The organism is Leisingera aquimarina DSM 24565 (genome assembly GCF_000473165.1).
Taxonomy (GTDB): Bacteria; Pseudomonadota; Alphaproteobacteria; order Rhodobacterales; family Rhodobacteraceae; genus Leisingera; species Leisingera aquimarina.
Genome location: NZ_KI421504.1, coordinates 1,669,512 through 1,695,652, shown reverse-complemented (window position 1 = coordinate 1,695,652; position 26,141 = coordinate 1,669,512). Strand labels below are relative to the sequence as shown.

Here is a 26,141-nt window from a genome sequence, read left to right as displayed (position 1 = left end):
TTATTTTACTTCCATATGTGACTGGAATCACTTTAATCTAGAGTCATATGTTATCAAATGAGGTTACCATGGCGACGCTGGGCTACAGACGTGTGAGCACCATTGACCAGAATCTTGATCGGCAGGATCTAGGTCAGGTTGACAAGACTTTCGAAGAGAAACTGTCGGGCAAGTCAGCAGCAGGCCGCCCAGCGCTTCAGGAGATGATCAACTACGCCAGAGAGGGTGACTCTGTAGTTGTCCATTCTATCGACCGCCTAGCCCGTGACCTTAGAGACCTCCAATCCATAATCGAAACCCTGAACAACAAGGGGGTGGCTATCTCGTTCAAGTCGGAGGGGCTGACGTTCTCAGCAGACTCGGATGACGCCTTTGCCAAACTCCAGTTTCAGATGATGGGTGCGTTTGCAGAGTTTGAACGGAACATCATCCGTAAGAGACAGGCTGAAGGAATAGCTAAGGCCAAAGCCAAAGGCGTCTACAAGGGTGGCAAGAAACGGATAGATCGGCAGAAGGTGAAAGACCTGAAGCAGGAAGGCCTGTCCACTTACAAGATTGCAGATGCACTGGGTATAAGCCGCATGTCCGTACATCGGATTCTGAACGAAGAAGCCTGATAGTGCAGTCAACCGGAGGGCCTCTCACAGGCGTGGGACCCTCCAGAAAACTCAGGAACGAATTGGCCTAGCCTGTTTTCCGCCTCAGAAGCCAAGACAAGAAAAAAGTTAGGCAAAGCCAGCCCAACTCCTGTGGTCTAGCAAAGCAGCGGAATCAGGTTGATCACCCGTTGACCTTGGCAAGTTGATCCTGCGCCCCTTGAGCTCAGCGTATTGATGGGACGCCAGCAGCTCCGGGGACAAGAGCGCACAGTAATTCTCATCAAAGGAGAGAAGGCCAAGATCGAAGAGGGTATGCAGATCAGACCGTAGTAGGAGACCGTTAGAAAGCTTGTTTGAATGATCCCCCATGTAGGGTGCAATATGAGCTGCCTCCAGCGCTGCCGGCACATCACAACCTGACAAGCAGCACTTTGAGTCGTAGGTAGTCAGAAGGCCATTTCGGAAACCTGCTTGGCCCCTACGTGTTGCAACGGACCTAAACTGAAATTCTCTTCGGTCTTCGGTGGCATCTATGATCTCTTCAAGATCAGGGTCGCTAAGGAGGCTAGATCTGCACTTGGCCGCATCTTTTTCAGGTCTGTCGGCCTTATATTCTCCGTTTTTGGAGAGGCCCTCGATAGTAAAGTACCCTTCATCCCAAGATGTGACGAACCCAAGACCCAACACATCATATTCCACACCAGGCTTGCTTTTCCTTTTTATCAGAAACCCAACCGGAACTTCGTGCTCCATGCAAAGCATCAACCCCTTGTTGGTGTAGTAATTGTCCCTAAGAGACGGATCTGGGTTTTCTTGAAAGTACTGGCAAACCCAACTCCCATCAGGTCGATACTGCACTTCTCTGTCGGGATATGGACCGTCCTGAACCGTTCTTACGCTTAGGGCATAATCTGAATACGAAGGTTTATAGATACCCTTTGCCGCTGTGCTTAGTCGCATATCCTTCTCGTCAGCGAGCTCCTTCATCTCCGCCCAAGATACTCTCTCACCCCGCCTTTCTTCAAACCACCGCAAAGCCGCAACGTGAACGTTAGAAAGGCCTTCGATGGTGTCCAAGATCTCTGGCATGTACAATCCTTAATAGAAAAATTACCAAACCGCTCTCTCCTGCAACTATGCGTACATGGAAGGCAGAAGCAAGAAAACAGGAGGGTCATGGAGCCAGTAAATGGGGCTACCACTCAAGAGGAGGCTCTGGCTATATACAAAGCTTCCAGTGGCCTGCCGATCAACCATGTCTACCAAAAGCCTGAAAGCATGTGTTGCCCTACAGCCGTCATCATGGATGTACCGTGGGAAGAGCCATTCACCGTCAGTGAGCTTTTAGGAATCAGCACCGTTACTCTGCCCCTGCAACAGTGGGGCACCGGTTCATCGGGCCAGAAGTAAGTCTATTTGGCATCACTAAAGCACGTGTGGGTAACGTGTGTGGTAAGCGTGTGTGGTATGACTGAGTTAAGTCATTGAATTCAAACGATAAGCCGGTAATGGCGGAGACGAAGGGATTCGAACCCTCGAGACCCTTCCGGGCCTACTCCCTTAGCAGGGGAGCGCCTTCGACCACTCGGCCACGTCTCCGCTGACCCGTATATGTTCCGCAACCCAGAGAAACAAGGCGTTTTTTCAGTTTTCTTCCAGCCCCTACAAAATATGGATTTTCGGCCTGTTTCCCGGAACTTTTGCAGAACTGCACGTGATTCGCGTGCAAAATCCGTGCAACCAAGTTCCGCATTTGTTCACCGCCCTTCCCTCGAACATAACCTTCGCCCCCGTCGCGAAGTAATCCAAAATCAAAGTTGATTGAACTGATGCGGTGGATGCCCCCACTCAGCGGCGTCTCTTATGCCATGATGGTTCCATCGGAACCGAACGGAGGGCACATCGATGACGACAATGATCAGTATGCTGGCGATCGACTTGGCGAAGGGCAGTTTCCAAGTCTGCGCAATCGGACTGGATGGGGCCGTTCTATTCAATCGTGTGCTATCGAGGACCCGCTTTGCAGCGCTACTCGCCGAACAGCCGCCCTGCTTGGTGGCGATGGAGGCCTGCGCCACATCGCACCACTGGGGCCGGGTCGCGCAGTCGCACGGTCACGAGGTGCGTCTGGTGCCGGCGGCGTATGTGAAACCGTTCGTGAAGCGCCAAAAAAACGATAAGGCAGATGCTGAAGCCATCGCTGAGGCCGCCTCGCGCCCGACCATGCGGTTCGTAGCGGTGAAGAGTGCCGAGACGCAGGGCCGCGCAGTAGCCTTTCGGACACATCAACGCCTGGTCCGGCAGCGCACGCAACTCATCAACGCGCTACGGGGCATCTTGCCGAATTCGGACTGGTAGCGCCGAAGGGCCCGGCGAGCCTGAAGGTCTTGGAGAACGCGCTGGAAGATCAGACCAGTGACCTGCCCACTCCGGTTGGGGAGATGGGCACAATTTACATCGAGCAGATCGCGCGACTGACAGAGGCGATCGAACGGCCGGCAGACCAACTCGAGGCGGCATCGAAGACAGATGCGCAGCTGCGTCGGCTCTGCACCATTCCCGGGATCAGCCCTGTTTCCGCCGGTGTCGTTGCGGCGTTCGCACCTGATCTCGATACATTCGATAGCAGGCGCAACTTTGCCGCCTGGATTGGCTTGGTCCCCCGGCAGAGGTCCATTGGCGGCAAGATCAGGTTGGGCTCAGTCAGCAAGATGGGGCAAACAGACATCCGCAGACTGCTTGTTGTGGGTGCAATGAGCGTGATCCGCTGGGTTGTTCGTAAGGGTGGCAGCGCGAACCGCTGGCTGGCCGCTCTCGTGTTGCGAAAGCCGAAGATGGCCACGGCCGTTGCACTTGCGAACAAGATGGCCCGGATGATCTGGGTAATGACGACGAAACAAGAGAACTACAGGATGGCGTGATCTGAGCCTGGAAGGGCGAAGGCACGGCATGGCCGCAAGGCCGGGGTAAGCGATCGACGAGGAGTAGGCGACACGGACTTCGAAGTTCAATGCAGGAAGATTCAGACCCGGCGCTCGAGCGCTTACAGCTCTCTGAACCGATGTGAACCCAGCCTTCCGAACAGCATACCGGCCCGTGGCGTCATCAAAGGCCACGCTCAGAGGCCTGACACACGTCCGGTCGAAGACCCTGCCGACAAACTGAAGGCTACGCTTGCCAAACAGGGGGCATCCACACACGCGGTATGCAGTGCTATTTCAGTGTGGGCTTGCGCTACGGCGACCCAGAACCGGCCAGCCCAGTGGTCGGCGAAGCCGCCGCGGCCTCGGTGTCTCGAAACTAGCGGTCACCTCGGTCATTGAGGTGACTTGGTTAGGCCGCGGTGAAAGAATACAATGGCTTACAGGTGAAAACGGTTGGATATCAGGCCCATCCCCTCCGCCACCTACCAATTTCATTGATATGCAAGGGGCGGCGACTTACACTGTAAGTCGGTGAACAAGCGCAGTGATTTGCGTTCGTTGCCTTTATTCGTTTTTCTTCGATTTGATCGATTTCTGTTCATTTCGTGGTATGGAATGTGTACTTTTGATCGCGTATATCTCTGGAAAGCTCTCCAAGAACTTAGTCCGAACACTTGGCCTTGGGCGTCACGGTGATGGTAACGGGCTATATCTGGTTGTTGACCCATCAAGCGCGCGACGCTGGATTGTTCGTGTCACCGTCAAAGGGCACCGGTACAGCAATGGCGGCCCGGTGCGCACCGACTTCGGCCTCGGTGGCGTCGACGTGATTACGTTGAATGTAGCTCGCGAACGGGCTTTGGAATACCGGCGCCTTGCAAAGCACGGACTCAATCCCAGGTTTGGGCATAGGCTCCGCAGCACGTTCCGAGATTGGATACCGGAGGAACAACGGGAAAGCCCTGAAAGACGCCATTCTTGGCGGGCTAGGCATCGGGCGGCAGCCATCGTTTCTGGCAGGTCACGAAATCGCATCCGGAAAACTGGTTCGCCTGCGGCATACCAGCCCAGGCGCTGCTCGCAATCTATTTAGACAGGCGCCACCTGCCGACCAAGGTGCGCGCCCTCATCGGCTTTATTGCAGAGCACATGGGCGACAGCCTGCCGCCTTGGGACAAAGACGCGGGGTTGCCCTGATCCTGCCCGTCAAAGCTGCAGCGGCGGCTTGCATATGGAGTCAATGCCCGCCCCGCAGACCGCGGAGCAGCGCATCCTGTTGTCCGGTTGCCCGTGATCAAACCATCAAGCTGATATCGACAGTTTTCGCAAAGGGAAACGCCCCCTGGGGCAAGGACCGCAATGCCGCGCCTGGCGTTAAGGCAACAGCGCCAAGCGCCGCAAAAACAGCGATTTCACCGCGTCCGCCTCTACCGTCATGCAGACCTTGATCGGCGCCCGTGCGCTGTCCGGTGCAGCCAGGGTCGCTCCGGAGGTTTCGCCCCCGCAGGACACCTCAAGCGGCACGCCGCGCATTCCGAACAGGCCCGGATGGGTACAGGCAATCACCGCCGCCGGGTCGTGCAGCGAGCAACCGTTGAGGCCGGCAACCTCTCTGTAGAACTTGATATAGAAATGCGACATTTCCTGCAGCATGCCGCCCAGGTCCGGCGACTGTGCAGCGATGGCAGCAAAATCCTCCGGTCGGCACAGGATCCGGTGAGTGACATCCAGCCCGACAAACACCACCTTGCTGCCACTCTTGCAGACCACATCCGCGGCGTGCGGGTCGTGGTAGATATTGGCCTCGGCGTGCGGCGTGATATTGCCGCCCTCCTCCAGCGAGCCGCCCATCACCACGATGGATTTCACATTGCGGATGAACTCCGGATCACGCTGCATCGCCAGCGCAATGTTGGTCAGCGGCCCGATCGGGCAGACCACCAGCTCGCCCTTGTGCTCCCGTGCCATGCGGCACAGGAAATCTGCGGCCTCCTCGTTCAGCGGTTTGCCCTTGGGCTCAGCGGCGGGGATATCGCCAAACCCCTCCTCGCCATGCACATAAGCCGAAGGTTTGAACGGCGGCAGCACCAGCGGCGCGGTGGCGCCCGCCGCCACGGGCAGATCCAGCCCGGCAGCCTCCAGCAGCCGCAGCGCATTGCGGGTGGCGGTGGCGGTGGTCACATTGCCGAAAATCGTTGTCAGACCCAGCAGATCAATATCCGGCGCCGCCGCGGCATAGAAAATCGCCATGGCATCATCAATGCCCGGATCGGTGTCGATAATCAGTTTCACCATCTGCCTGTCTCCCGGCCTATTTGAATTTGTCCATCAGTTTTTCCATCGCTGAGCGGGTGTCGGGCGCCGGCTCTTCCTGGGCGGGCTTATTCGCGTCCGCCTTGGGCTTGGTGCCGGAACTGCGCGGCGGCGCCACCCGCAGGGCCACCGCATTCATGAACTTGCCGCCATCGCCGCGCGCCAGCTCCGCCGCGCCGTCGGAAATGCCGCGCATCAGATCGTCCAGCCAGTCTTCATCCGCTTTGGGGAAGTCACGCAGCACGTACCCCGCAACCGCATCCTTGTGACCCGGATGGCCGATCCCCAGCCGCACCCGGGCATAATCAGCGCCGATATGCGAATGGATAGAGCGCAAGCCATTGTGGCCGGCATGGCCGCCGCCTTGCTTGATGCGCGCCTTGCCCGGTGCCAGGTCCAGCTCATCATGCAGCACCACCACATCGTCCGGCGTCAGCTTGTAAAACCGCATCGCCTCGCCCACCGATTGGCCGGAGAGATTCATGAAGGTCTGCGGCTTCAGCAGCAGCACCTTTTCACCGCCCAGATTGCCCTCGCAGATCATCGCCTGGAACTTGGCCTTCCAGGGGCTGAATCCGTGATCGCGGGCAATGCGGTCCAGCGCCATAAAGCCGATGTTGTGGCGGTTGCGCTCGTATTTCGGGCCGGGATTGCCAAGGCCGACAAAGAGTTTCATGGGTTCTGCCCGATCTGCGTTTCAGTAGACCCGAGTGATGCCCTATCTGGCGCCCGGAATCCAGTGGCCTCCCGCGTCAGGCAAAGCGCCGGCCCGCAGCATATGGCGCCAGATCAATATTGGGCTGACGGCCTTCCGCCAGATCCGCGATCAGCCGCCCGGTGATGCCGCCCAGGGTCAGCCCGATGTGCTGGTGGCCAAAAGCGTAAAGCACCCGCTCCGACTGCGGGCCGCGCCCGATGACCGGCAGCGAGTCGGGCATCGTGGGGCGGTAGCCCAACCATTCGCTGCTGGGCGCGGGCAGCTCCCCCAGCATCTCTGTCCCCTTGCGGGCGATGTAGTCCAGCCTGCGCGTGTTCATAGGCGCAGCCAGCGCGGCGATCTCCACCGTGCCGGTCAGCCGCAGCCCCTGTGCATGCGGCACCGCATAAAACCCGGCCTCACCCCAGCCGACGGGTCGGGTCACCCGGTGCGCCTCACTTTGATACATCACATGATAGCCGCGCTCGGTGCCCAGCGGCAGCTTGTCCGCCCCTGCCCCCTTGATCCGTTTCGAGAATGCGCCGCTGGCAATCACCGCATGGCCCGCAGTGACTCTCTGGCCCTCCGCCTGTAATTCCACGCCCGAGCCTGAAGCCTTCACCGCTTCAACCGCCGAAGTCAGTGTTGTCCCGCCCAGCCTGGAAAAAGCCCGGTGCATCCGGGTGATCAGTTCCAGAGGGTCGCGCAGGCTGCGCGCCGCATGAAAATGCACAGCGCGTTTGACCGGCAACTGCAGGCCCGGCTCCATCTCCTGCGCCTCATCCGGGCCGACCTCGCGCCAGGGCACGCCCAGCACCCGTCGGCGCTCAAGCCCTGCCGTCGCCGCCTCGGCCGCCTTCACAGTTGACCAGACCGAAAGCTGGCCGCGCTCGACCACCAGATCCTGGGCGCCCGCGGCCTCGATCAGCGGGTTGATCCCCGCATCGGCATGGGACAGCAGATTCGCCAGATGGCCCGCAATCCGGCGTGAGGGCGCGGCGCGGCAATTTGCCAGAAAGGACAGCATCCAGCGCGGATTGCGCAGGGCATGGGCATAAGAAAGCGACAACGGGCTGTCCTTGGAGAACATCAGGCTGGGCAAAGAGGTCAGCACCGACGGATCATTCACCGGCAGGCAGGCATAGGTCGCCAGGGTGCAGGCATTTCCGTAACTGGTGCCGGATCCCGGCGGTTCCGGGTCCAACAGCAGCACCTTATGCCCGCGCATCTGCGCCCACAGCGCGCAGCTCATCCCCACCGCGCCAGCGCCCGCAACGGCAATGTCAAAATCCGCCATACCCGTCTCTCCCCTGTCCTCGGTCGGAAAAGGGGCAGCGGTGCAGGGAAAAGTCAATCACTTGCTGCCAAGCGCACCGTACAAAAGAAAACGGGCCCCCGATGGGAGCCCGCCAGCCGTTCCGCTTGGGAACAGATCTTATTCTTCTGCAGCTTCCAGCGCTTCGCCTTCTTCGCCTTCGCCGTCTTCGTCATCCGACGCGGTCAGGCCGCCCGGGGATGCGATGTTGGCGATCACAAAGTCGCGGTCGATGGTCGGCTTGGCGCCGGCCGGCAGGTCGATCGACGAGATGGTGACAACGTCGCCGATGTTCAGGCCTGCCAGATCGACAACCAGCTTCTCGGGGATATCACCGGCGGTCACAACCAGCTCAACCTCGGGGCGGGTCACGTTCAGCATACCGCCTTTTTTGACGCCGGGTGCTTCGTCCTCGTTGATGAACTCAACCGGGATGTACAGGTTGACTTTCGAGGTGCGGCGCAGACGCATCAGGTCGAGATGGGTCGGCAGGTCCTTCACCACATCACGCTGAACGTCGCGGCAGATCACGCGCACGTCGTCCTGGCCTTCAACCTTCAGGTTCCACAGAGTGGACTTGAACTGGCCGGCTTTCAGCTTTTTCAGCAGAACGTTGAACGGGATCTGGATCGCAACGGGATCCACATCACCACCGTAAACAACGCCCGGTACCATGCCTGCGCGGCGCGCAGCGCGAGCGGCGCCCTTGCCCGTCCCCGCACGTACTTCGGCGACGAGATCAGGAATCTCTTTTGCCATGTCTATTCTCCAATGTATCTAGGGCGGAGTGCCTCCAAGGCTGTCACCCCGCGTGAAGCCGTGCCTATAGACCGCTTGCGGCAATTTGGGAAGAGGCAAAGCCCCCTGCCCGGTTCCGGGGCCGCGTTATTCCTGCCAGCGCCCGCCAAAATCCTGCGGCACCAGCAGATTATGACGCCCCAAGCCCTCGACCGAACGTTCGCCGCACAACGCCATGGTGGTGTCCAGCTCCTTGCGAATCACCTCCAGCGCCTCGGTGACGCCCTTTTGGCCCCTTGCGCCCAGCCCATAGACAAAGGCACGGCCGATCATGGTGCCCTTGGCCCCCAGCGCCAGTGCCTTCAGCACGTCCTGGCCGGAGCGGATGCCGCTGTCCAGATGCACCTCGACGTCATTGCCTACGGCATCCATGATCTGCGGCAGCATCCGGATCGAACTCAGCGCACCGTCCAGCTGCCGCCCGCCGTGGTTCGACACCACAATGGCATCGGCGCCCAGCTTGGCGGCCATCTTCGCATCTTCAGCGTCCAGAACCCCTTTCAGGATCACCTTGCCGCCCCACAGTTCCATCAGCTTTTCGATCTTGCCCCAATCGAGCGACGGGTCGAACTGCTCCGCCGTCCAGGCACCCAGCTGCGAGGTATCGGAAACCCCCTGCACATGGCCGACGATATTGCCAAAGTTGCGCCGCTTGGCGCCCAGCATCTGCAGGCCCCAGGTCCATTTTGTCATCAGGTTGGCGATGGTGGCCGGGGTAAGCTTCGGTGGCGCGGACAGCCCGTTCTTGAGGTCCTTGTGGCGCTGTCCCAGGATCTGAAGGTCCAGCGTGATCACCAGGGCTGAGCATTTCGCATCTTTGGCCCGCTGTATCAAACGGCGGATATAGTCCTCGTCTTTCATGGTATAAAGCTGGAACCAGAACGGTTTGCTGGTCGCCTCGGCCACTTCCTCGATCGAGTTGATCGACATGGTCGACAGGGTGAAGGGCACGCCGAACTCTTCGGCTGCCCGTGCCGCCTTTATCTCGCCGTCCGCGTGCTGCATCCCCGTCAGCCCGACCGGCGCCAACGCCACCGGCATCACCACGTTCTGCCCGATCATCTGGCTCGCGGTGGTGCGCCTGGTCATGTCCACCGCCACCCGCTGGCGCAGGCGTATCTGCTCAAAATCCGAAGTGTTCTCGCGGAAGGTCTGCTCAGTCCAGCTGCCGCTTTCGGCATAGTCAAAGAACATCCGCGGCACACGGCGTTCGTAGATGCGCTTCAGGTCGTTGATATTGGTAATCACCGGCACCGGCCTCTCCCTCGCTTTCATTTGGTAAAATTTATTTACCAATTCATTCCAGCGAAGGCAACGCTCCGATTGCCGCACCCCGAAAACGCAAAAAGCCGCCCCCGAAGGCGCGGCTTTTCAGATCAGGCTATGTCAGAGCATCAGCCCTTGTGCGCGCCGTCTGCCAGGGACTTTACAAATGCCAGCACCTCGACCGGGGACTTGCCCGCGCCGATCTGGCTGACAATGGCACTGCCCACCACGGCACCGTCCGAAATCGAGGCGATGTTCTGCGCCTTCTCGGGCGTGTTGATGCCAAAGCCCACGATGATGGGCAAATCTGTGGCCGCCTTGATGCGGGCCACCTCGGGTCCAACGTCGGTGGCCTCGGCCTCAGCGGCGCCGGTGATGCCAGTGATAGACACGTAGTAGACAAAGCCGGAGGTGTTCTGCAGCACCTTGGGCAGGCGCGCATCGTCGGTGGTGGGGGTCGCCAGGCGGACGAAGTTCAGCCCCGCCTTCTGCGCCGGAATGCACAGCTCGTCATCTTCCTCCGGCGGCAGGTCCACCACGATCAGCCCGTCGATGCCGGCCGCCTTGGCGTCCGCCAGGAAGGTGCCCACGCCGCGGTTGTAGATCGGGTTGTAATAGCCCATCAGCACGATCGGTGTGGTGTCGTCGCCCTTGCGGAAATCGGCGGCCAGCTGCAGCGTCCGTTCCAGCGTCATGCCGCCGTCCAGCGCCCGCTGCCCGGCCAGCTGAATAGTCGGGCCGTCCGCCATCGGATCGGTGAAGGGCAGGCCCAGCTCGATGATGTCCACGCCGGCGCCAGGCAGTCCCTTCACTACTTCCAGAGAAGTCTCATAGTCGGGGTCGCCCGCCATCACATAGGTGACAAAGGCTTTCTTGCCGGCGGCGTTCAGTTCGGCGAATTTGGCGTCAATGCGGGTCATGGGCGGGCCTTTTGAAATCTGTCCGCCCCGGTTTGCCGAATGTTGCGCGGGAAATCAATCCCGGGCCGCGCCGCAGCCCGGTGAATGCGTCCCTCAGCGGCTCAGCGGAATATGCCAGCGCAGCGTCAGTGAGTTCACGCCCGGGTTCTCGTCCGCGGTGGAAGCGTTGGATTTGTGGCTGAACGCCAGCGACACCGCCTTGCCGTTCTGGAACCGCTTACCCACCGCCAGCAGGCTGCGGATCTCGAATGCAGACCCCAGATCATTGCCCGGCTCGCTGTCGTGGTAGGCACCGGGCATCACGCTGGTCTCAATGAACCAGTTGTTGTTCAGGTCGATCGTTCCGCTGATGCCGACACCGGCAAAGATATCACCGGTCTCCTGCACTTCCAGCCCGGCGCCGAACCGGGCCGACAGGCGCCCGCGCTCGTGAAACGGCGTGTGCAGGTAATCCAGCGCAAACACAGCGCCGTCTTCGGCGGTTTCCCGGTGGTAGTCGGAGTATCCCAGACCTAGCGTCACTTCCTGCGCCGCAGCAGGCATGGTCATAGCCGCACTAAGTGCCGCCGCCAGCAAAGCTGTCTTCTTCATTTCAAGCCCCTCACGGTATTAATTGTTTGGCACTAAGATATTTATCTGCCCTGCTTTTCCAAGCCGCATCACGAAAAAGCAATATGAGGGCTTACTGTGCGGCCCCGCACAGAGAGCGATTGTGGCACATATGCCAGCCATCCTTGCCTTGCGTGCAGGCCCAATGCTGCCTAGAAGCAGCTCCCAAGTGGTATCAGGAGGCCGGCATGGGCTTTAAAATGGGAATCGTCGGCCTGCCCAACGTGGGTAAATCGACGCTGTTCAACGCGCTGACCAAAACCGCCTCGGCGCAGGCGGCCAATTTTCCGTTCTGCACCATCGAACCCAATGTGGGGGAAGTGGGCGTACCGGACGCGCGGCTGGACAAACTGGCGGCGATTGCCGGCTCCAAGCAGATCATCCCGACCCGGATGACATTTGTCGACATCGCGGGCCTGGTCAAAGGCGCGTCGCAGGGCGAGGGCCTGGGCAACCAGTTCCTGGCCAACATCCGCGAAACCGACGCCATCGCCCACGTGCTGCGCTGCTTTGAAGATGGCGACGTGACCCATGTGGATGGCCGCGTTGATCCGGTGGCCGATGCCGAGGTGATCGAGACCGAGCTGATGCTGTCAGACCTTGAAAGCATCGAAAAGCGCCGCGCCAACCTGGTGCGCAAGCTGAAGGGCAACGACAAAGAAGCCCAGCAGCAGGACCGCCTGCTGGCAGCTGCCCAGGCGATGCTGGAAGACGGCAAGCCTGCCCGCCTGGTCGAGGTGGACGCCGAAGATGCCAAGGCCTGGAAGGTGCTGCAGCTTCTGACCACAAAGCCGGTGCTGTACGTCTGCAACGTCGGCGAATCGGAATCGGTTGAAGGCAATGCGCATTCCGCCAAGGTTGCGGAAATGGCCGCGGCCCAGGGCAATTCCCATGTGATCATCTCGGCCCAAATCGAGGAAGAGATCAGCCAGCTGGAAGCGGACGAAGCCCAGATGTTCCTCGAGGAAATGGGGCTGGAGGAAGCCGGTTTGGACCGGCTGATCCGTGCCGGCTATGAACTGCTGCACCTGGAGACATATTTCACCGTCGGCCCGAAAGAAGCCCGCGCCTGGACCATCCGCACCGGCACCGCAGCGCCGCAGGCGGCCGGCGTGATCCACGGTGACTTTGAGAAGGGTTTCATCCGCGCCGAGACCATCGCCTATGATGAATTCATCGCCTGCAATGGCGAGCAAGGCGCCAAAGAAGCCGGCAAGATGCGCGCCGAAGGCAAAAGCTATGTCGTGAAAGACGGCGACGTGCTGCACTTCCTGTTCAACACCTAAGCCGGGTTTTCAGTCTGATATTAACCGCCCGCCAGCCTGTCTGGCGGGCGGTTTGCCTTTTCTGGACTGCTGGGGCAACACAGTGCAGTAAGAGACACTTCACCCCCGAAAGTCCGGGACCGGCGGCGCAACCGTGCTACCATTGAACCAGAAGGCATTCAGGACAATCCCTCATGGAAAAAGACGACAGTATCAATGTACTGGGCGGCCCGCTTGCTCCCTGCTCCAACGCGCCGGTCACCGGCTTTTTCCGCGATGGGCATTGCAACACCTGTGCTGACGATCACGGCAGCCACACCGTCTGCGTGATAACCACAGCCGAGTTTCTGGCGTTCAGCAAATATGTCGGCAACGATCTGTCCACCCCGCGGCCCGAGTTCGGCTTCACCGGCCTGCAGCCCGGCGACCGCTGGTGCCTGTGTGCTGCCCGTTTTCTGCAGGCCGCAGACGAAGGCTGCGCCCCCAAGGTGCATCTGGAGGCCACGCATCAGCGTGCGCTGGAGATCGTGCCATTGAGTGTCCTGCAGAGCTATGCCGCCGACCCGGCCTGATCTGCCGCATTGACCTGCTGCGGGATGTATCGTTATTGCATCGTCAAGCCAGCCTGCCGGACCCTCGCCTGCGCCAGCCTCCCTGCATTTCACCACGCCGACAAGGAGGCTCCTGCATGAGCTATATCGCCATGAACCGCTTCAAGATCCGTCCGGGCCGCGAAGCCGATTTTGAGACCATCTGGAAACAGCGGGAAAGCCGCCTGAAAGAGCTAAAGGGGTTTCGTGAATTCCGCCTGCTGAAAGGCCCGGAGGGTGAAGATCACCGCCTCTATTCCAGCCACGTGATCTGGGACAGCCGCGCGGATTTCGAAGCCTGGACCAAATCCGAACAGTTCCGCGCTGCGCACCGCGATGCGGGCAAACGCGAAGGCGAAAGCCCGATCCTGGGGCATCCGCAGTTCGAAGGGTTCGAGACCATCCTGCTCGAGGCCTGAGCCAAAATGAAAAAGGCGCCCCGCGGGGCGCCTTTTGCGTTTCCGGGATGTGCCCGTTACTCCTCGAAGCTGCGGCCTTCTTCGGTGTCGGACATATCGAACCCCAGATGCTTGGCAACGGTGAACACGTCCTTGTCGCCGCGGCCGCACATGTTCATCACGATGATGTGGTCCGATGGCAGCTTGGGCGCGATCTTCATCACATGGGCCAGCGCGTGGCTGGGCTCCAGCGCCGGAATGATGCCTTCGGTGCGGCAGCTGACCTGGAAGGCTTCCAGCGCCTCCTTGTCGGTGATCGAGACATATTCGGCGCGCCCGGTTTCATGCAGCCAGGAATGTTCAGGGCCGATGCCCGGGTAATCGAGGCCCGCGGAAATCGAATAGCCTTCCTGAATCTGGCCGTCCTCATTCTGCAGCAGATAGGTGCGGTTGCCGTGCAGCACGCCCGGGCGGCCGCCGGTCAGTGACGCGCAGTGCTGGATCCGGTCGTCCACCCCCTTGCCGCCGGCCTCGACCCCGATGATTTTCACCGTGGGGTCATCCAGGAACGGGTGGAACAGACCGATGGCGTTGGAGCCGCCGCCGATCGCGGCAATCACCGTGTCCGGCAGGCGGCCTTCGCCTTCCTGCTCCGCCAGCTGCCAGCGGACTTCCTTGCCGATGATCGACTGGAAGTCGCGCACCATCGCCGGGTATGGATGCGGGCCGGCCGCGGTGCCGATGCAATAGAAGGTGTCGCGCACATTGGTCACCCAATCGCGCAGGGCGTCGTTCATCGCATCCTTGAGGGTGCCGCGGCCCGAGGTGACCGGGATGACTTCAGCACCCAACAGGCGCATGCGGAACACGTTCGGGGCCTGGCGCTTCACATCATGGGCGCCCATGTAGACGATGCATTTTAGGCCGAACTTGGCGCAGACGGTGGCGGTAGCCACGCCGTGCTGGCCCGCGCCGGTTTCAGCGATGATGCGGGTCTTGCCCATACGGCGTGCCAGCAGGATCTGGCCCAGCACATTGTTCACTTTATGCGCGCCGGTGTGGTTCAGCTCGTCGCGCTTCATATAGATCTTGGCGCCGCCCAGTTCGGTGCTGAGCCGCTCGGCGTGATAGAGCGGACTGGGGCGGCCCACGTAATGCGCCCACAGATCCTTCATCTCCGCCCAGAAAGCAGGATCATCCTTGGCCCGGTTGTATTCTTCCTCAAGGCTCAGGATCAGCGGCATCAGGGTTTCCGAGACAAACCGCCCGCCAAAGATGCCGAAACGCCCCTGTTCATCCGGACCGTTCATGAAGCTGTTGAATAGATCGTCGGCCATGGCTATTCCCTCTCTCGCAGCGCCCGCAATGACTATAGCGCGCAGCAGGCCGGGTAAAGAGGACTTCGTGCAAGCAGGTTCATCCGGCGCAGGCCGCTGCCTTGCCGGAATATCTTGTGTGGATGGTTCCTGCAAAGCAAGTCCTTGCTGAGGCGGCCTGTGCCTTGGTCTGAAGCAGCTGTGTGTCCGGCCTCACATGATGATGTCTCCGTCAATGGTATAATTTCTTCATCGGCGCTCGAAGTGAGCTCTGTTTCGGCGGCCCCCTGTCTGCAAACCCCGCATCCGGCGGGACCAGCCTCCCAACCACTGTCCCGTATTCGGGACCGGAGAACCCTAAAAGAACGGCACCACTCTGCGAAAACGGCATCTATTGTGCCACGCCGGACAACGGCGGCGTTCCCTCGGCCACCAAGCCGCCATGCCGTTGCAATGCAGCCTGATCTCATTAACTGTCAGCCGGCGGGTTCCATGGCCGCTCCCTGCGGGACCACTCCAACAGTGGCAAACCGCCAAAGGGCAATCAGCAGCTTTCGGGCAAGCGCAACGATCATCACCTTACGCACGCGCCGGCCGGTCTGGCCTGTTCGCTCCCGGAACCGGGTAACCTGCGCGGCGCCGGGCTGGCAGCGCAGGCAGAGCCACGCCAGTTCGGCCATCGCCGTTCTAAGCCGCCTGTTTCCGGCTTTCCCGATCCCTTGCTCACGTTCCACTCCGCCGCTGTTGCAGGGCGTCGCCGTAAGGCCTGCATACGATCCCAACGCCTTGCCATTGGCAAAGCGGCGCACGAAAGCTTCGCGCACCAGCACGGTGGCACTCTGCACCCCCATACCGCGCAACCGGCAAAGCTGCTGGATCATTTTTCCGGCCTCATCCGCAGCGGGTTCCTTAACCACGGCATCACGCTCCCGTTCCAGTTGAGCGACCTGGCTGAGTACGAGCTCGAGCCCGCTCAATAGCCGGTCAATCTTTGCAAATGCGTTCGGCGGCAGCGGCTCACCGAGCCCGGTGCGCGAATCCACCAATCGATGCCGGCGGCTCTGGAGGAGCGGATTGCAACCCTCGACGCCTAATGCCGCCAGACGGCGCCGATCCGGCTGGTCAGGCCGATCCGCTCGGAGATCAACTCCGTTCGCTCGCGGACGCATCGCGCCAGCCAGAATCCGCACCATCCAGCTTCATAAATCGCGATCACACGATCGACTCGAGAGCCAGCGGCGGCGGCACGGGTCCGATACCCATCGATTGCCGTTTCAAGGGCCGGCTTGTCAGGTGCGATCATATTTCTGGTCTTAGATTGCGGCAGACCAGGCACTTGTGCCGCCAGGACCCAAAACTTGCTGCTCAACTCGATCGCAAGGACAAGCCTGCGGTCGTATTGAACAGATTTCGGCGTATTGAGTGAGTACGACATGACCAGTTCTCCTATCATTGGCATGGCGCAGCCTACTCCGCTCTGCGCCCCTAGGGTCAGGATGCATTGATTTCCGATTTGCCGTGTGATTCAGAGCTCGAAAACGAGCGGTGTGCATGTCTGATCTTTTCTGGCTGGGCGACGCGCAGATGGCGCGTCTTGAACCCTTCTTTCCCAGGTCCCACGGCAAGCCTCGCGTTGATGACCGGCGCGTTTTGAGCGGGAGTGAGGAGGATCAGAAAACGATCCAGTGAATCATTTTCCCGACGAACCTTCATCAACCGCAATGGATTGCGCTGGCGGGACGCTCCTGCTGAATACGGTCAGCCCGGTGAACGCTTTACAGCCGGTGGAAGCGCTGGAGCGAGAAAGGCATCTTCGCTCGAATGACGGACGGGCCGGCCTCCGGTCACAGGGAAGAGAAGACTGTGATGATCCCCTCTCATCGAAACTGCGTTTCGACTGCCGGGCAGTGGACGCAACTTATCTGAAAGCCCATCGGACAGCGACCGGTACGGGCGTGAAAAAGGGGGGCGTGGACGCCTGATCCCTTGCCCGGCAGGGCATTGCGCAGCAATGTCCCGAGAGGGGCCGGACCAAAGGCGGCATGAACACGAAGCTGCATGCCATCTGCGACCGCCAGGGCCGGCCGCTCAGCCTGTTTATCACCGCCGGGCCCCTTCTCGGCGATGCAAACATCGCCTGTCAGGCGGCGGGTCAGCGACGACATCGGCCGCGGGCGCTGCTAAGCAGCTTGCCAAAAGCCGGTTGGCTGCTTGGGGACCGCGGCTATGACGCCGGCGGGTTCAGAGAAGCGTTAAAAGACAAAGGAGCGCGGCTGTATCCCCGGTCGAAAGCAGCGCAAGAAGCCTGTGAAATACGGCAAACGCCGCTACAAGCGGCGCAACCGTATCGAGATCATGTCCGGCAGGCTCAAGGACTGCAGGCGCGCCGCAACACGCTGCGACAGGTGCCCCGAGGTATTCCTGTCAGCAATCGCCCGCGCGGCGTTAGTCATTTACTGGTTATGAATCCTGCCCCTAATCATGGGATCTGTTTGCGCGGTATTCGGCCGCTGGCCCTGATGGGTTCCGCAAACCAGGTCCCATTCGGCTTAGCGGGCAAGGACGCCCGAGACATTCGGCGAGGTGTCCTGATTGTTGCGGCTGACCGTTGCACCATCATCTCGCAGGTCTTGCTAACTCGTGTTTCTCAATTGGGTTCAGACAGCCCTTGGCGAATAAGGCTCTTTCCTTGTCAGAACAGCCCGGACGTGAACCGCCCCGGGTTTGCCGGAGGCTGATTTCAGTTAGTTGCGCGGCAATGTCCTCAGTTTCCAGGGCGGCGTAGAAATCGGCCTCTGCTTCTGCCGGCGGAATGTTCCCGACAGGCTCAAGCAGACGGCGGTTGTTGAACCAGTCCACCCATTCGAGTGTTGCGTATTCCACTGCCTCGAAGTTGCGCCAAGGGCCGCGGCGGTGAACGGCCTCGGCCTTGAACAAGCCGTTGATCGTCTCGGCCAAGGCATTGTCGCAACTGTCTCCGGCGCTGCCGGCAGAGGGCTCGATACCAGCTTCTCCCAACCGCTCTGTGTATTTGATCGACAGGTATTGGCTGACCCACTGCGTGACAGGCGATGCGAGCATCGCCGAGAACGGCGGCCGGAGTGGTGAACAAGCCCCATCGCCTTTGCCGGCCGCCGCTCGTGAACAGCCTGCTCCAGAGCATCGAGAACGAACCCGGCATGCGCCGGGGTGCTGACACGACCCATTGACCGGCAGGCGATTTGGCCATGCCAGATCTGCCGGGAGGGGGCCGGCGATCTTGCGGGCATAGGCATCAATGAGCGAGCCTTTGTCCGCCATTGGTCCGAGGACAATGGCGAGCGCCTTGAATACCCATGCCCTTCATCAGCCGAGCAACCGTGCAGCGGGCGGCGTCAAAGCCTTTCCGCTGCAATTGCCGCCAGACCTTCCGCACGCCATAGACCCGCCAGTTCTCTTCGAAAACCCGCCGGATCTCGGGCCGCAATGCCGCGTCACGCCGGGCACGCTCCGACAACCGGGCCGGACCGGCCCGCTTCGCCAGGTGCTCATAATACCTGGAAGGGGCAATCGGCAGGAATGAGACATGCCGCGCCATTGGTCCGAGCGGCAATGGCGAATGCAGATCGGCTTGCCCCCATGCTCCGCGCGATGCATGCCGGTAAATGACACCATCACTTGGACCGGCGGCCGAGCGCCGCCATCGCAAAATACGCGGAGGCTTTGCGGAGGATCTCGTTCGCCTGGCGCTGCTCGCGGTTCTCCCGCTCCAGCGCCTTCATCTTGCCGGCTGCATCTGTTGGCACGCCCGCCCGCTTGCCGCTGTCGGCTTCTGCCTTCTTAACCCACTCATTCAGCGTATGCGCCGGACGCCGGTCTTTGCGGAGATCGACATGATCGCCTGCCAACGGGAACTGTGCTGGCCGTTCGCCATTGGGCGCGAACCAATGGCGCCTCAATGGCTCACTTGTCCAGCACCAGCCGCACCGCACGCTCGCGGACCTCAGGAGAATACTTGTTTGTTGTCTTGCTCATTGTGGCTTCATCCTAATCAGGAGGTGAAGCCTCCGGCAAACCCGGGGCGGTTCAAGGATCCGGGCCGTCTTGTTCGTCATCGCCACGGCCGCCACGCGGGCTGGTTTACGCTCGAGCAGCGCTGTCGGCCACTTGCTGGCACGGTTGGGATGGGACCGTGTCTGCCGGACCAGAGAGGTCATGCCGACAACCAGCAACTGCCGCAGATACTGGCCGCCCATTTTGGTGATCCTGCCCAATCGCTCCTTTCCGCCGCTCGACTTGTTGGCAGGCGTCAGGCCGAGCCACGCGGCGAATTCGCGGCCGTTTCTGAACTGAGGGCCACCACCAATGGCTGCAGCAATCGCCGAAGCCGTCACCGCGACGGCACCCGGGATGGTCTGCAACAACTGAACCCGCGCATCGCGTTTGGCTTCCAGCCGCAGCCCTGCCTCCTGCCTCCTGCCTCCTGCCTCCTGCCAGCGAACCTGGCTATGAAGGGTTCTCAATTGCTGGGACAGGTTACGGATCACGTCCTGCGCGACGGAAGGCAGCCCAAGGTCTGTACCTTCAACCACGCCTTCGGCAAAACTGATCACCCGTGCCAGTCCGCGGGCGATGCAGACGCCGAACTCGGCCAGTAGGCTGCGCAGCGCATTGATCAACTGAGTCCGTTGGCGAACAATCAAGTCTCGCGCACGGTGCAATGACAGGAGCGCCCGTTGATCAGTGGATTTGACTTCGACGAACCGCATGGAGGGCCTGGTCACCGCCTCGCAGATTGCCGCCGCATCGATGGCGTCTGATTTGCCTCGCTTGACGTACGGCTTGACATGCATGGGCGGCATCAGCCGCACATCGTGGCCCAGCCGCGTCAGTTCGCGCGCCCGGCAATGACTGGTGCCGAAAGCTTCGATTCCGATCAGGCATGGCTCCAAACGCTCAAAAAAGGACAGAACCTGCGGGCGCCGATGCGGCCGATTGAAGACTATGTTCCCTTCTGGGGCAATCCCGTGAACCTGAAAGATGTTCTTGGCCAGATCAAGGCCGGCTGTTGCAACCTGCATTGGGCGGCTCCTCTTGCAGCAGGCAACTGCATCATGGCGCATTGCGGCGCCGGTTCGAGCAGGAGCCATCCACCCCATCGGCTATAGTGAGCAGCACTTCGGCCAATCGGAGAGAGGAGCAGGCTTTGCGCCGCTACGAGTTGACGGATCGATGCCGCGCCCTTTACGTCCCGGGCAAACCGGCAGTGATACCAAACCCCTGGTATATTTGATCAGCAAAGACAATGGCGCAGCCAGGTGCGCAGGCGCAGGCGACAACACCTTCAGGGTATGGCGTCACGCTGGGCCTGACCGATGGCCGCCAGATCACGCGCGACATCGCCCTGCAGCACGCTGCCAGTATCTGCGCATCGGTCGACGTGCCGGTGAACCGCGATTTCGAAAACGGTTTCGGAGACGATCCCGAGACTGTGAAACTGGCAGCAGAGGCCGGGCTTTCTGGGGTTTCGGTGAAAGACACGGCTGTCCCGGGGACAAATTCCAATCCGTTTGATCCGGCATTGGCACGGATAGAGGCTGCGGGGATCGTGCTGACTGCCCGCGCTGATGGCTGGCTCATGAATAGTTATGAACTAGCCGAGGCGCTGCGCCGCTGCCACGCGTTCGCCCAAGCAGGTGCAGATGTGATGTACGCCCCGCTGGTAGATGCCGGAACCACCCGCGCGCTTGCCGCCACAGGCACACCCGTCAATCTGCTGGCCGCGGGTGCGATGCGCGATCTCACAACAGATGAAATTGGTGCACTGGGTCCCGCCCGGATTTCCATCGGCGTGGGCTGGCCCGCGTCACCCAGCAGGTGTCCTGGATGGCACCAGTGCGATGCTGGAACGGGGCGATTTCACGATCCTGAAGGGGGCGGCAAGCACGGCCGAGATTGATGCGATGTTAGCAGGGTGAGCCGCAAACCTGCCTTCGCCGACCTTTGCGTGCAATTCCCTCCCTGCAAAACCCGACATGCGGCGACAGAGGGCAGTCCAGGCGCTTCAAGCCTTGATTCAGCGGGCTGCCCTTCCGCAAGCCGGCCATTTTCTGCGGCTAGACCAAGTGAGAAACAGTGGACCTCAATGACCACAAGAAAAGGCCGCCCCGGATGGAGCGGCCTTCTTTGAATTCGAAAGCTCCGGCGCCTTAGGCTGCCAGCGCGTCCTGTGCCTGGCGCACGATGGCACCAAAGGCTTCGGGCTCGTGCACGGCTAGGTCGGCCAGAACCTTACGGTCCACTTCAATGCCGGCCAGGGTCAGGCCGTTGATGAAGCGGGAATAGGTCAGCGCTTCGTCGTGCGAACGGACAGCAGCGTTGATCCGCTGGATCCACAGCGCGCGGAAGTTACGCTTGCGGTTCTTACGGTCGCGGGTTGCATACTGGTTCGCCTTGTCGACGGCCTGACGGGCAACTTTGAAGGTATTCTTGCGGCGGCCGTAATAACCTTTGGCTGCCTTGATGACCTTCTTGTGACGGGCGTGAGTGACGGTACCACCTTTAACGCGGGACATATCTCAATCTCCTCTTAGCGGTCGTAGGGCATGAAGCCCTTGACGATCTTTGCGTCGGGTGCCGACAGGGTTGTGGTGCCGCGGGCGTCGCGAATGAACTTGCGGGTCCGTTTGATCATGCCGTGGCGCTTGCCGGCCTGACCACCCATGACCTTGCCGGTCGCAGTCACCTTAAAGCGCTTCTTGGCGCTCGACTTTGTCTTCATCTTGGGCATTTCCGTCTCCTTCAATGCGGGTTCGCTAGACGCGCGACTCGGCATGCCTAAGAAAGGCCGGCCACGCGGAACAGAGCTGCCCAATACGCAATGCCTGCCCGGTGGGCAAGCTGATTCTCTAAAGAAGGCGTCCCAGAACCCGGAAAAACGCATCCGGGATCTCGTCCAGGCGGTAGCCGCCGGGTTTCATCACCACCGCATAGATGATCAGACCGATGGCAATCAGAATGGTCGCCACAGAGGCCCGCGGCGGGCGCCGCTCGCTGAAGGCCGACAGAATCGACGGCACCGTAAACCCGGCGATCACCAGCCCCGCAATCAGCGGCAGATCCGTTTCCATCCGACTCTTACCTCACACACCTGTGAAGTCAGGCTATTCCGGGTCGGTGCTGTAAATCAATCGCTCATCACAGGGGGCAATGCGCAGGATGTTTGTGGTGCCCGGCACGTTGAAAGGCACGCCGGCAGTGACCACGATCTGGTCGGTGTCCCCGGCATAGCCGCCGGAGCGCGCCGCCCGCGCCGCACTCACCACCGCACCTTTGAAGCGGTCCAGTTCCGGCGTCATCACGCATTTGCAACCCCAGCTGAGACACAGCCGCCGGGCGGTGGCGCTGACCGGGGTCATGGCAATGATCGGCACACCGGGGCGTTCGCGGGCAGTCAGCAGCGCAGTGGTGCCCGACTGGGTGAAACAGCAGATCGCCTTGATCTCGGTCTTTTCCGCAATCTCGCGCGCTGCCGCCACAATGCCATCGGCCACAGTGGTGCCCTTGGCCGAGCGCGAGGCGGCGATGATCTGGGTATAGGTCGGGTCTGCCTCGACCTCGACTGCGACCTTATCCATGGTCTGCACCGCCTCGATCGGATACTGGCCTGCGGCGCTTTCGGCGCTCAGCATAATCGCGTCGGTGCCCTCGTAGATGGCCGTCGCCACGTCCGAGACTTCGGCGCGGGTCGGCATCGGGCTTTCGATCATGCTTTCCAGCATCTGGGTCGCCACGATCACTGGCTTGGCCGCGGCGCGGCACTTGCGCACCAGCCGTTTCTGGATCGGCGGCACCGCGGCAACCGGCAGCTCAACCCCCAGATCGCCGCGCGCCACCATGATCCCGTCCGAGGCGTCCAGAATAGCCTCGAAATCCTCCACCGCCTGCGGCTTTTCAATCTTTGACAGTACCGCGGCGCGGCCGTCCGCAAGCCCGCGGGCCTCAAACACGTCCTTGGCCCGCTGCACGAAGGACAGCGCCAGCCAGTCCACACCCAAGGCGCAGACAAATTCCAGATCCGCCCGGTCCTTCTCCGACAGCGCCGCCAGCGGAAGCACCACGTCGGGCACGTTCACCCCCTTGCGGTTGGAAATGGTGCCGCCGGTCTCCACCACGCAATCGGCAAAATCCGGACCGCACGCCTCGACCGCCAATCGAATCTTGCCGTCATTGACCAGGAGATGCGCCCCCGGCTCCAGCGCCTGGAAAATCTCCGGATGCGGCAGGCACACGCGGTTCACGTCGCCCTCCGCCTCATCCAGATCGAGGCGGAACTTGGCGCTTTCCATCAGATCCTCGGCCCCGTTGGCAAAGACCCCGACCCGCAGCTTCGGTCCCTGCAGGTCCGCCAGAATGGCAATCGGGCTGTCCAAATCCTGTTCCACCTGGCGGATGATCTTGTGCTTCTCGGCAATCTCCGGATGGCTGCCGTGCGACATGTTCAGCCGGAATACATCGGCGCCGGCCTCATGCAGGGCGCGGATCGTTTCATAGGTCTCCGAAGCCGGCCCCAGGGTGGCGACAATCTTCACATTGCGCGAACGTTTCATAGGGGTCTTCTCCTCCGGACCTGAAATATGTTACCGCAAACAGCGTTCAGGGTGCTTATCCCCCAATTCCCATTCTGCCGCAACTCCCGTAAACAGCTTGCGGCAAAACATATCAGGCTCATGACATACACACCCTATTTTGTTCACGGCGCAGACCGCCCCGCCCGCTGGCTGATCACCTGCGACCACGCCACCAACCACGTGCCGGAATTTGCCGGCGGCGGCGACCTCGGCCTCCCGCGCGAGGATATGGAGCGCCACATCGCCTATGACGTCGGCGCCTATGAGGTGTCGAAGCTGCTGGGCGAAATGCTGGACGCGCCGGTGGTGGCCTCCAACTTCTCGCGGCTGGTGATCGACCCCAACCGCGGCGAGGACGACCCGACCCTGTTGATGAAGCTTTACGACGGCACCATCATCCCGGCCAACCGCCACGCGGGCGCGGCAGAGCTGACCGAGCGGCTGGAGAATTGCTACCGCCCCTACCACCGCGCCCTGGCGCGGCTGGCGGAACGTCCCCGCACGGTGATCGTCTCGGTCCACAGTTTCACCCGCCAGCTGCGCGGGCGCCCCCCGCGGCCCTGGGAGATCGGCATCCTGTTTCCCGAAGGTGAACGGTTCTCTCCCTTCGTGATCGACGAACTGAAAGCCGAGGGCGGCCTGTGCGTGGGCGTCAATGAGCCCTACACCGGCTATCTGCCCGGCGACGCGATTGAGACCCACGCCACCAAACCGGGCCGCCCCAACACGCTGATCGAGCTGAGGAACGACCTGATTGCCGAGCACAAGAGCCAGCACATCTGGGCCGAACGCTTGGCCGGTGTCCTGCCCAAAGCGCTGGAGGCCTCCGGCCTCTGAACCGGAATTCGACGCGAATTCCGGCCAGGAAAAATCGATTTTTCCTGGCCGTTTCCCTCAAAGGGAAACCGCCCCGCATTGCGGAACTGGCAGAAAATCCCCATATTCGTAACGGAAGCGCGGGCGAAACGGGAAAGGAGTCATCATGACCCTGGACATTCTCTCTGCTTTCTTCGGCTGGCTGACCGTGCTGCATCTTAGCTTGTTCACCCTGTCTGCCCTTTTGCTGCTGGCCCTGCGGGATTGGGTCGCCGGCCTGCACGCACGGATGTTCGGCCTGGCGCCTGCCGATGTCAGCCTCACCGTCTACCGCTGGCTCGGCACCTATAAAATTGTGATCTTTGCCACCGCGCTGGGACCGTGGGTTGCGCTGCAGCTGATCTGACGCCCCATGTGGCCCCATTGCCCGCACTAGCGTCGGCTGCTAGGCCTGTGCCAGACGCCAATATTCACTCCGGAGCCACCGCCATGGACAAGCAAACCGAGATCGAAATCCAGGCCGCCGCCTTCCGCCGCCTTCAAAAGCACCTGATGGAAGAACGCACTGACGTTCAGAACATCGACCTGATGAACATGGCCGGCTTTTGCCGCAACTGCCTGGCGCGCTGGTACCAGGAAGCCGCCAATGAACGCGGCATTGAGATGGACAAGAACGAAGCCCGCGAGATCTATTACGGCATGACCATGGCCGAGTGGAAAGCCAACTATCAGACCGAGGCCAACGCCCAAAAACAGGCCGCATTCGAGGTCGCGTTCAAGGAGAACGTGACGGACAAGCAATAGGCTGGTCAGCAGGCTTTTCAGGCCGCCGCGAGCGAACGGGCGGTTTCTGCGTCCACAGAACGGCAGTGAGTATCACCGCCCCGCCCAGAACCGTCGTCAGGCCCGGACGTTCCGCCAAGATCAAAAAGGCTAGCAAAGGCGCCAGCGGCGTCTCCAGCGCTGACAACAGCGCGGTTTCTGCCGCAGGCAACCGCCGCGCGCCCTCGCACAGCGTGACCGAGGCCACCGCAAAGACCAGCCCGAACAGCACCAGCACCGGCAGCTCCCCGGCTGGAATCTCTGCCACCGGCGCCATCAGGGCAGCCACAGGTAACAGCAGCAGCGCAGACACCGCGTTGGGCAGTGCAGCTGTGACATCCGGCCATTTGCGGTAGGCCGTCATGATCCCCGCCATCATCAGCGTCATGAACAACGCCAGGGCATCGCCCGCCAGACTGCCCCGCCCCAGCGAGCCTGAGACGATGATCCCCACACCGGCCAGCGCTGCAACACTTGCCAGCAGCACCCGGCGCGCCGGTGCTTCGCGCAGCGCCAGCCAAGCCAGCCCCGCAGCGGCCAAAGGCGCTGCCGCATAGATCAGCGCCACATTGGCCACGCTGCTCAGCTTGAAGGCTGGAATAAACGCGGCACTTCCCAAAGCCCCCATCACCGCAATCAGCCAGGCGCGGCGATCAAAAACCCGGGCTTCTCCTGCAAGTTGTCCGCGCAAGCCCAGATACGCCAGCATAAACCCCGCTGCGGTCAGCCCGCGCCAGAAGATAATGACCCATGCTGCCGCCGTGACGGAGCGGGTGAATATCCCCGCCGAGCTGAAGACCGCGGCAGAGACCGCAATCAGGATTATTCCCGCCATACGCTGAGAGATATTAAGTGACATCAAGGCCCGCCCCTCCAGTTTTCCG

24 protein-coding genes, 1 tRNA gene, 4 pseudogenes and 1 other annotated feature are annotated in these 26,141 nt (G+C 61.1%); of the genes and pseudogenes, 11 read left to right on the top strand and 18 right to left on the bottom strand.

From position 1 onward, the window contains the following. The first annotated feature begins 68 nt into the window (after nucleotides 1-68). The gene (locus AQUI_RS0112500) at nucleotides 69-617 is read left to right on the top strand and encodes a recombinase family protein (RefSeq protein ID WP_027257811.1); all 549 of its coding nucleotides are present in this window, start codon (nucleotides 69-71) and stop codon (nucleotides 615-617) included. A 108-nt stretch (nucleotides 618-725) separates the two neighbouring features. Here AQUI_RS0112500 and AQUI_RS0112495 read toward each other — a convergent pair whose 3' ends face one another. Both AQUI_RS0112495 and AQUI_RS0112485 read right to left on the bottom strand, forming a co-directional pair. Next, a complete protein-coding gene (locus AQUI_RS0112495) occupies nucleotides 726-1,688 on the bottom strand; it encodes an HNH endonuclease (RefSeq protein WP_027257810.1) in 963 nt (320 codons plus the stop codon). A 420-nt stretch (nucleotides 1,689-2,108) separates the two neighbouring features. Beyond that, a tRNA-Ser gene (locus AQUI_RS0112485) sits at nucleotides 2,109-2,198 on the bottom strand. A gap of 306 nt (nucleotides 2,199-2,504) precedes the next feature. Between AQUI_RS0112485 and AQUI_RS27825 the strand changes: the two are divergent. Both AQUI_RS27825 and AQUI_RS31940 read left to right on the top strand, forming a co-directional pair. Beyond that, a pseudogene (locus AQUI_RS27825) lies at nucleotides 2,505-3,520 on the top strand (IS110 family RNA-guided transposase). A 613-nt stretch (nucleotides 3,521-4,133) separates the two neighbouring features. Further along, entirely contained in the window at nucleotides 4,134-4,616 is a 483-nt protein-coding gene (locus AQUI_RS31940) for an Arm DNA-binding domain-containing protein (RefSeq protein ID WP_084294536.1), read from the top strand. 281 nt (nucleotides 4,617-4,897) lie between these two features. Here the strand turns inward: AQUI_RS31940 and AQUI_RS0112470 are convergent, their stop codons facing one another. From AQUI_RS0112470 to AQUI_RS0112440, 7 genes are all read right to left on the bottom strand, one after another. Beyond that, complete coding sequence (locus tag AQUI_RS0112470; protein WP_027257807.1) at nucleotides 4,898-5,818, bottom strand: nucleoside hydrolase; 921 nt, start codon at nucleotides 5,816-5,818, stop codon at nucleotides 4,898-4,900. 16 nt (nucleotides 5,819-5,834) lie between these two features. After that, nucleotides 5,835-6,512 (bottom strand): aminoacyl-tRNA hydrolase, encoded by a 678-nt coding sequence (gene pth, locus AQUI_RS0112465; RefSeq protein WP_027257806.1) that lies wholly within the window; start codon nucleotides 6,510-6,512, stop codon nucleotides 5,835-5,837. Nucleotides 6,513-6,588: 76 nt separating this feature from the next. After that, entirely contained in the window at nucleotides 6,589-7,830 is a 1,242-nt protein-coding gene (locus AQUI_RS0112460; protein WP_027257805.1) for an NAD(P)/FAD-dependent oxidoreductase, read from the bottom strand. A 138-nt stretch (nucleotides 7,831-7,968) separates the two neighbouring features. Beyond that, complete coding sequence (locus AQUI_RS0112455; protein ID WP_027257804.1) at nucleotides 7,969-8,607, bottom strand: 50S ribosomal protein L25/general stress protein Ctc; 639 nt, start codon at nucleotides 8,605-8,607, stop codon at nucleotides 7,969-7,971. Nucleotides 8,608-8,733: 126 nt separating this feature from the next. Next, on the bottom strand, nucleotides 8,734-9,900 hold the full coding sequence (locus AQUI_RS0112450) for an alpha-hydroxy acid oxidase (RefSeq protein WP_027257803.1): 1,167 nt from the start codon (nucleotides 9,898-9,900) through the stop codon (nucleotides 8,734-8,736). A gap of 140 nt (nucleotides 9,901-10,040) precedes the next feature. Then, nucleotides 10,041-10,832, bottom strand: a complete 792-nt coding sequence (gene trpA / locus AQUI_RS0112445) for a tryptophan synthase subunit alpha (RefSeq protein ID WP_027257802.1) — start codon at nucleotides 10,830-10,832, stop codon at nucleotides 10,041-10,043. 93 nt (nucleotides 10,833-10,925) lie between these two features. Then, on the bottom strand, nucleotides 10,926-11,423 hold the full coding sequence (locus AQUI_RS0112440) for an acyloxyacyl hydrolase (protein WP_027257801.1): 498 nt from the start codon (nucleotides 11,421-11,423) through the stop codon (nucleotides 10,926-10,928). A 206-nt stretch (nucleotides 11,424-11,629) separates the two neighbouring features. On the opposite strand from AQUI_RS0112440, the gene ychF reads away from it, so the two are divergent. The 3 genes from ychF (at nucleotide 11,630) to hmuQ (ending at nucleotide 13,715) form a co-directional block, all read left to right on the top strand. Next, a complete protein-coding gene (gene ychF, locus AQUI_RS0112435; protein ID WP_027257800.1) occupies nucleotides 11,630-12,727 on the top strand; it encodes a redox-regulated ATPase YchF in 1,098 nt (365 codons plus the stop codon). 173 nt (nucleotides 12,728-12,900) lie between these two features. Next, nucleotides 12,901-13,278 carry a DUF2237 family protein gene (locus AQUI_RS0112430; RefSeq protein ID WP_027257799.1) on the top strand — a complete coding sequence of 126 codons (378 nt, stop codon included), beginning with the start codon at nucleotides 12,901-12,903 and terminating at the stop codon, nucleotides 13,276-13,278. Nucleotides 13,279-13,394: 116 nt separating this feature from the next. Further along, on the top strand, nucleotides 13,395-13,715 hold the full coding sequence (gene hmuQ / locus AQUI_RS0112425; RefSeq protein ID WP_027257798.1) for a heme-degrading protein HmuQ: 321 nt from the start codon (nucleotides 13,395-13,397) through the stop codon (nucleotides 13,713-13,715). Between the two features lie 56 nt (nucleotides 13,716-13,771). Here the strand turns inward: hmuQ and trpB are convergent, their stop codons facing one another. Together trpB and AQUI_RS29950 are read right to left on the bottom strand one after the other, a co-directional pair. Continuing rightward, nucleotides 13,772-15,031, bottom strand: coding sequence for a tryptophan synthase subunit beta (trpB, locus tag AQUI_RS0112420; protein WP_027257797.1), 1,260 nt, complete (start codon nucleotides 15,029-15,031; stop codon nucleotides 13,772-13,774). Nucleotides 15,032-15,486: 455 nt separating this feature from the next. Continuing rightward, nucleotides 15,487-16,445: pseudogene (locus AQUI_RS29950) on the bottom strand (transposase). A gap of 116 nt (nucleotides 16,446-16,561) precedes the next feature. On the opposite strand from AQUI_RS29950, the pseudogene AQUI_RS29945 reads away from it, so the two are divergent. After that, a pseudogene (locus tag AQUI_RS29945) lies at nucleotides 16,562-17,476 on the top strand (IS5 family transposase). 285 nt (nucleotides 17,477-17,761) lie between these two features. Here the strand turns inward: AQUI_RS29945 and AQUI_RS32465 are convergent. Further along, a pseudogene (locus AQUI_RS32465) lies at nucleotides 17,762-19,024 on the bottom strand (transposase); the annotation flags it as partial. After that, nucleotides 18,552-18,706: a sequence feature (AL1L pseudoknot), on the bottom strand. (Overlaps the previous pseudogene by 155 nt.) Next, the gene (locus tag AQUI_RS0112390; protein ID WP_027257796.1) at nucleotides 19,021-20,070 is read right to left on the bottom strand and encodes an IS110 family RNA-guided transposase; all 1,050 of its coding nucleotides are present in this window, start codon (nucleotides 20,068-20,070) and stop codon (nucleotides 19,021-19,023) included. The pseudogene AQUI_RS32465 and the gene AQUI_RS0112390, both read right to left, overlap by 4 nt. A 224-nt stretch (nucleotides 20,071-20,294) precedes the next feature. Between AQUI_RS0112390 and AQUI_RS27795 the strand changes: the two genes are divergently transcribed. After that, entirely contained in the window at nucleotides 20,295-20,948 is a 654-nt protein-coding gene (locus AQUI_RS27795) for an isocitrate lyase/phosphoenolpyruvate mutase family protein (protein WP_051371887.1), read from the top strand. Between the two features lie 250 nt (nucleotides 20,949-21,198). Here AQUI_RS27795 and rplT read toward each other — a convergent pair whose 3' ends face one another. From rplT to pyk, 4 genes are all read right to left on the bottom strand, one after another. Continuing rightward, nucleotides 21,199-21,564, bottom strand: a complete 366-nt coding sequence (gene rplT, locus AQUI_RS0112380) for a 50S ribosomal protein L20 (RefSeq protein WP_024088794.1) — start codon at nucleotides 21,562-21,564, stop codon at nucleotides 21,199-21,201. A 14-nt stretch (nucleotides 21,565-21,578) separates the two neighbouring features. Further along, nucleotides 21,579-21,779 (bottom strand): 50S ribosomal protein L35, encoded by a 201-nt coding sequence (rpmI, locus tag AQUI_RS0112375; RefSeq protein WP_027257795.1) that lies wholly within the window; start codon nucleotides 21,777-21,779, stop codon nucleotides 21,579-21,581. 118 nt (nucleotides 21,780-21,897) lie between these two features. Beyond that, entirely contained in the window at nucleotides 21,898-22,119 is a 222-nt protein-coding gene (locus AQUI_RS0112370; RefSeq protein ID WP_027257794.1) for a hypothetical protein, read from the bottom strand. 33 nt (nucleotides 22,120-22,152) lie between these two features. Next, complete coding sequence (gene pyk / locus AQUI_RS0112365; protein ID WP_027257793.1) at nucleotides 22,153-23,598, bottom strand: pyruvate kinase; 1,446 nt, start codon at nucleotides 23,596-23,598, stop codon at nucleotides 22,153-22,155. Between the two features lie 120 nt (nucleotides 23,599-23,718). Here pyk and AQUI_RS0112360 point away from each other — a divergent pair, with 120 nt between their 5' ends. The 3 genes from AQUI_RS0112360 to AQUI_RS0112350 all read left to right on the top strand — a co-directional run bounded on the left by AQUI_RS0112360 (nucleotide 23,719) and on the right by AQUI_RS0112350 (nucleotide 25,239). After that, entirely contained in the window at nucleotides 23,719-24,456 is a 738-nt protein-coding gene (locus AQUI_RS0112360) for an N-formylglutamate amidohydrolase (protein WP_027257792.1), read from the top strand. 145 nt (nucleotides 24,457-24,601) lie between these two features. Next, entirely contained in the window at nucleotides 24,602-24,841 is a 240-nt protein-coding gene (locus AQUI_RS0112355) for a DUF6868 family protein (RefSeq protein ID WP_027257791.1), read from the top strand. Nucleotides 24,842-24,924: 83 nt separating this feature from the next. After that, on the top strand, nucleotides 24,925-25,239 hold the full coding sequence (locus tag AQUI_RS0112350; RefSeq protein WP_027257790.1) for a DUF1244 domain-containing protein: 315 nt from the start codon (nucleotides 24,925-24,927) through the stop codon (nucleotides 25,237-25,239). On the opposite strand, the gene AQUI_RS27790 is transcribed toward AQUI_RS0112350, so the two are convergent. Next, nucleotides 25,211-26,116 (bottom strand): DMT family transporter, encoded by a 906-nt coding sequence (locus tag AQUI_RS27790; protein WP_084294376.1) that lies wholly within the window; start codon nucleotides 26,114-26,116, stop codon nucleotides 25,211-25,213. The genes AQUI_RS0112350 and AQUI_RS27790 overlap by 29 nt on opposite strands. Between the last annotated feature and the right edge of the window lie 25 nt (nucleotides 26,117-26,141).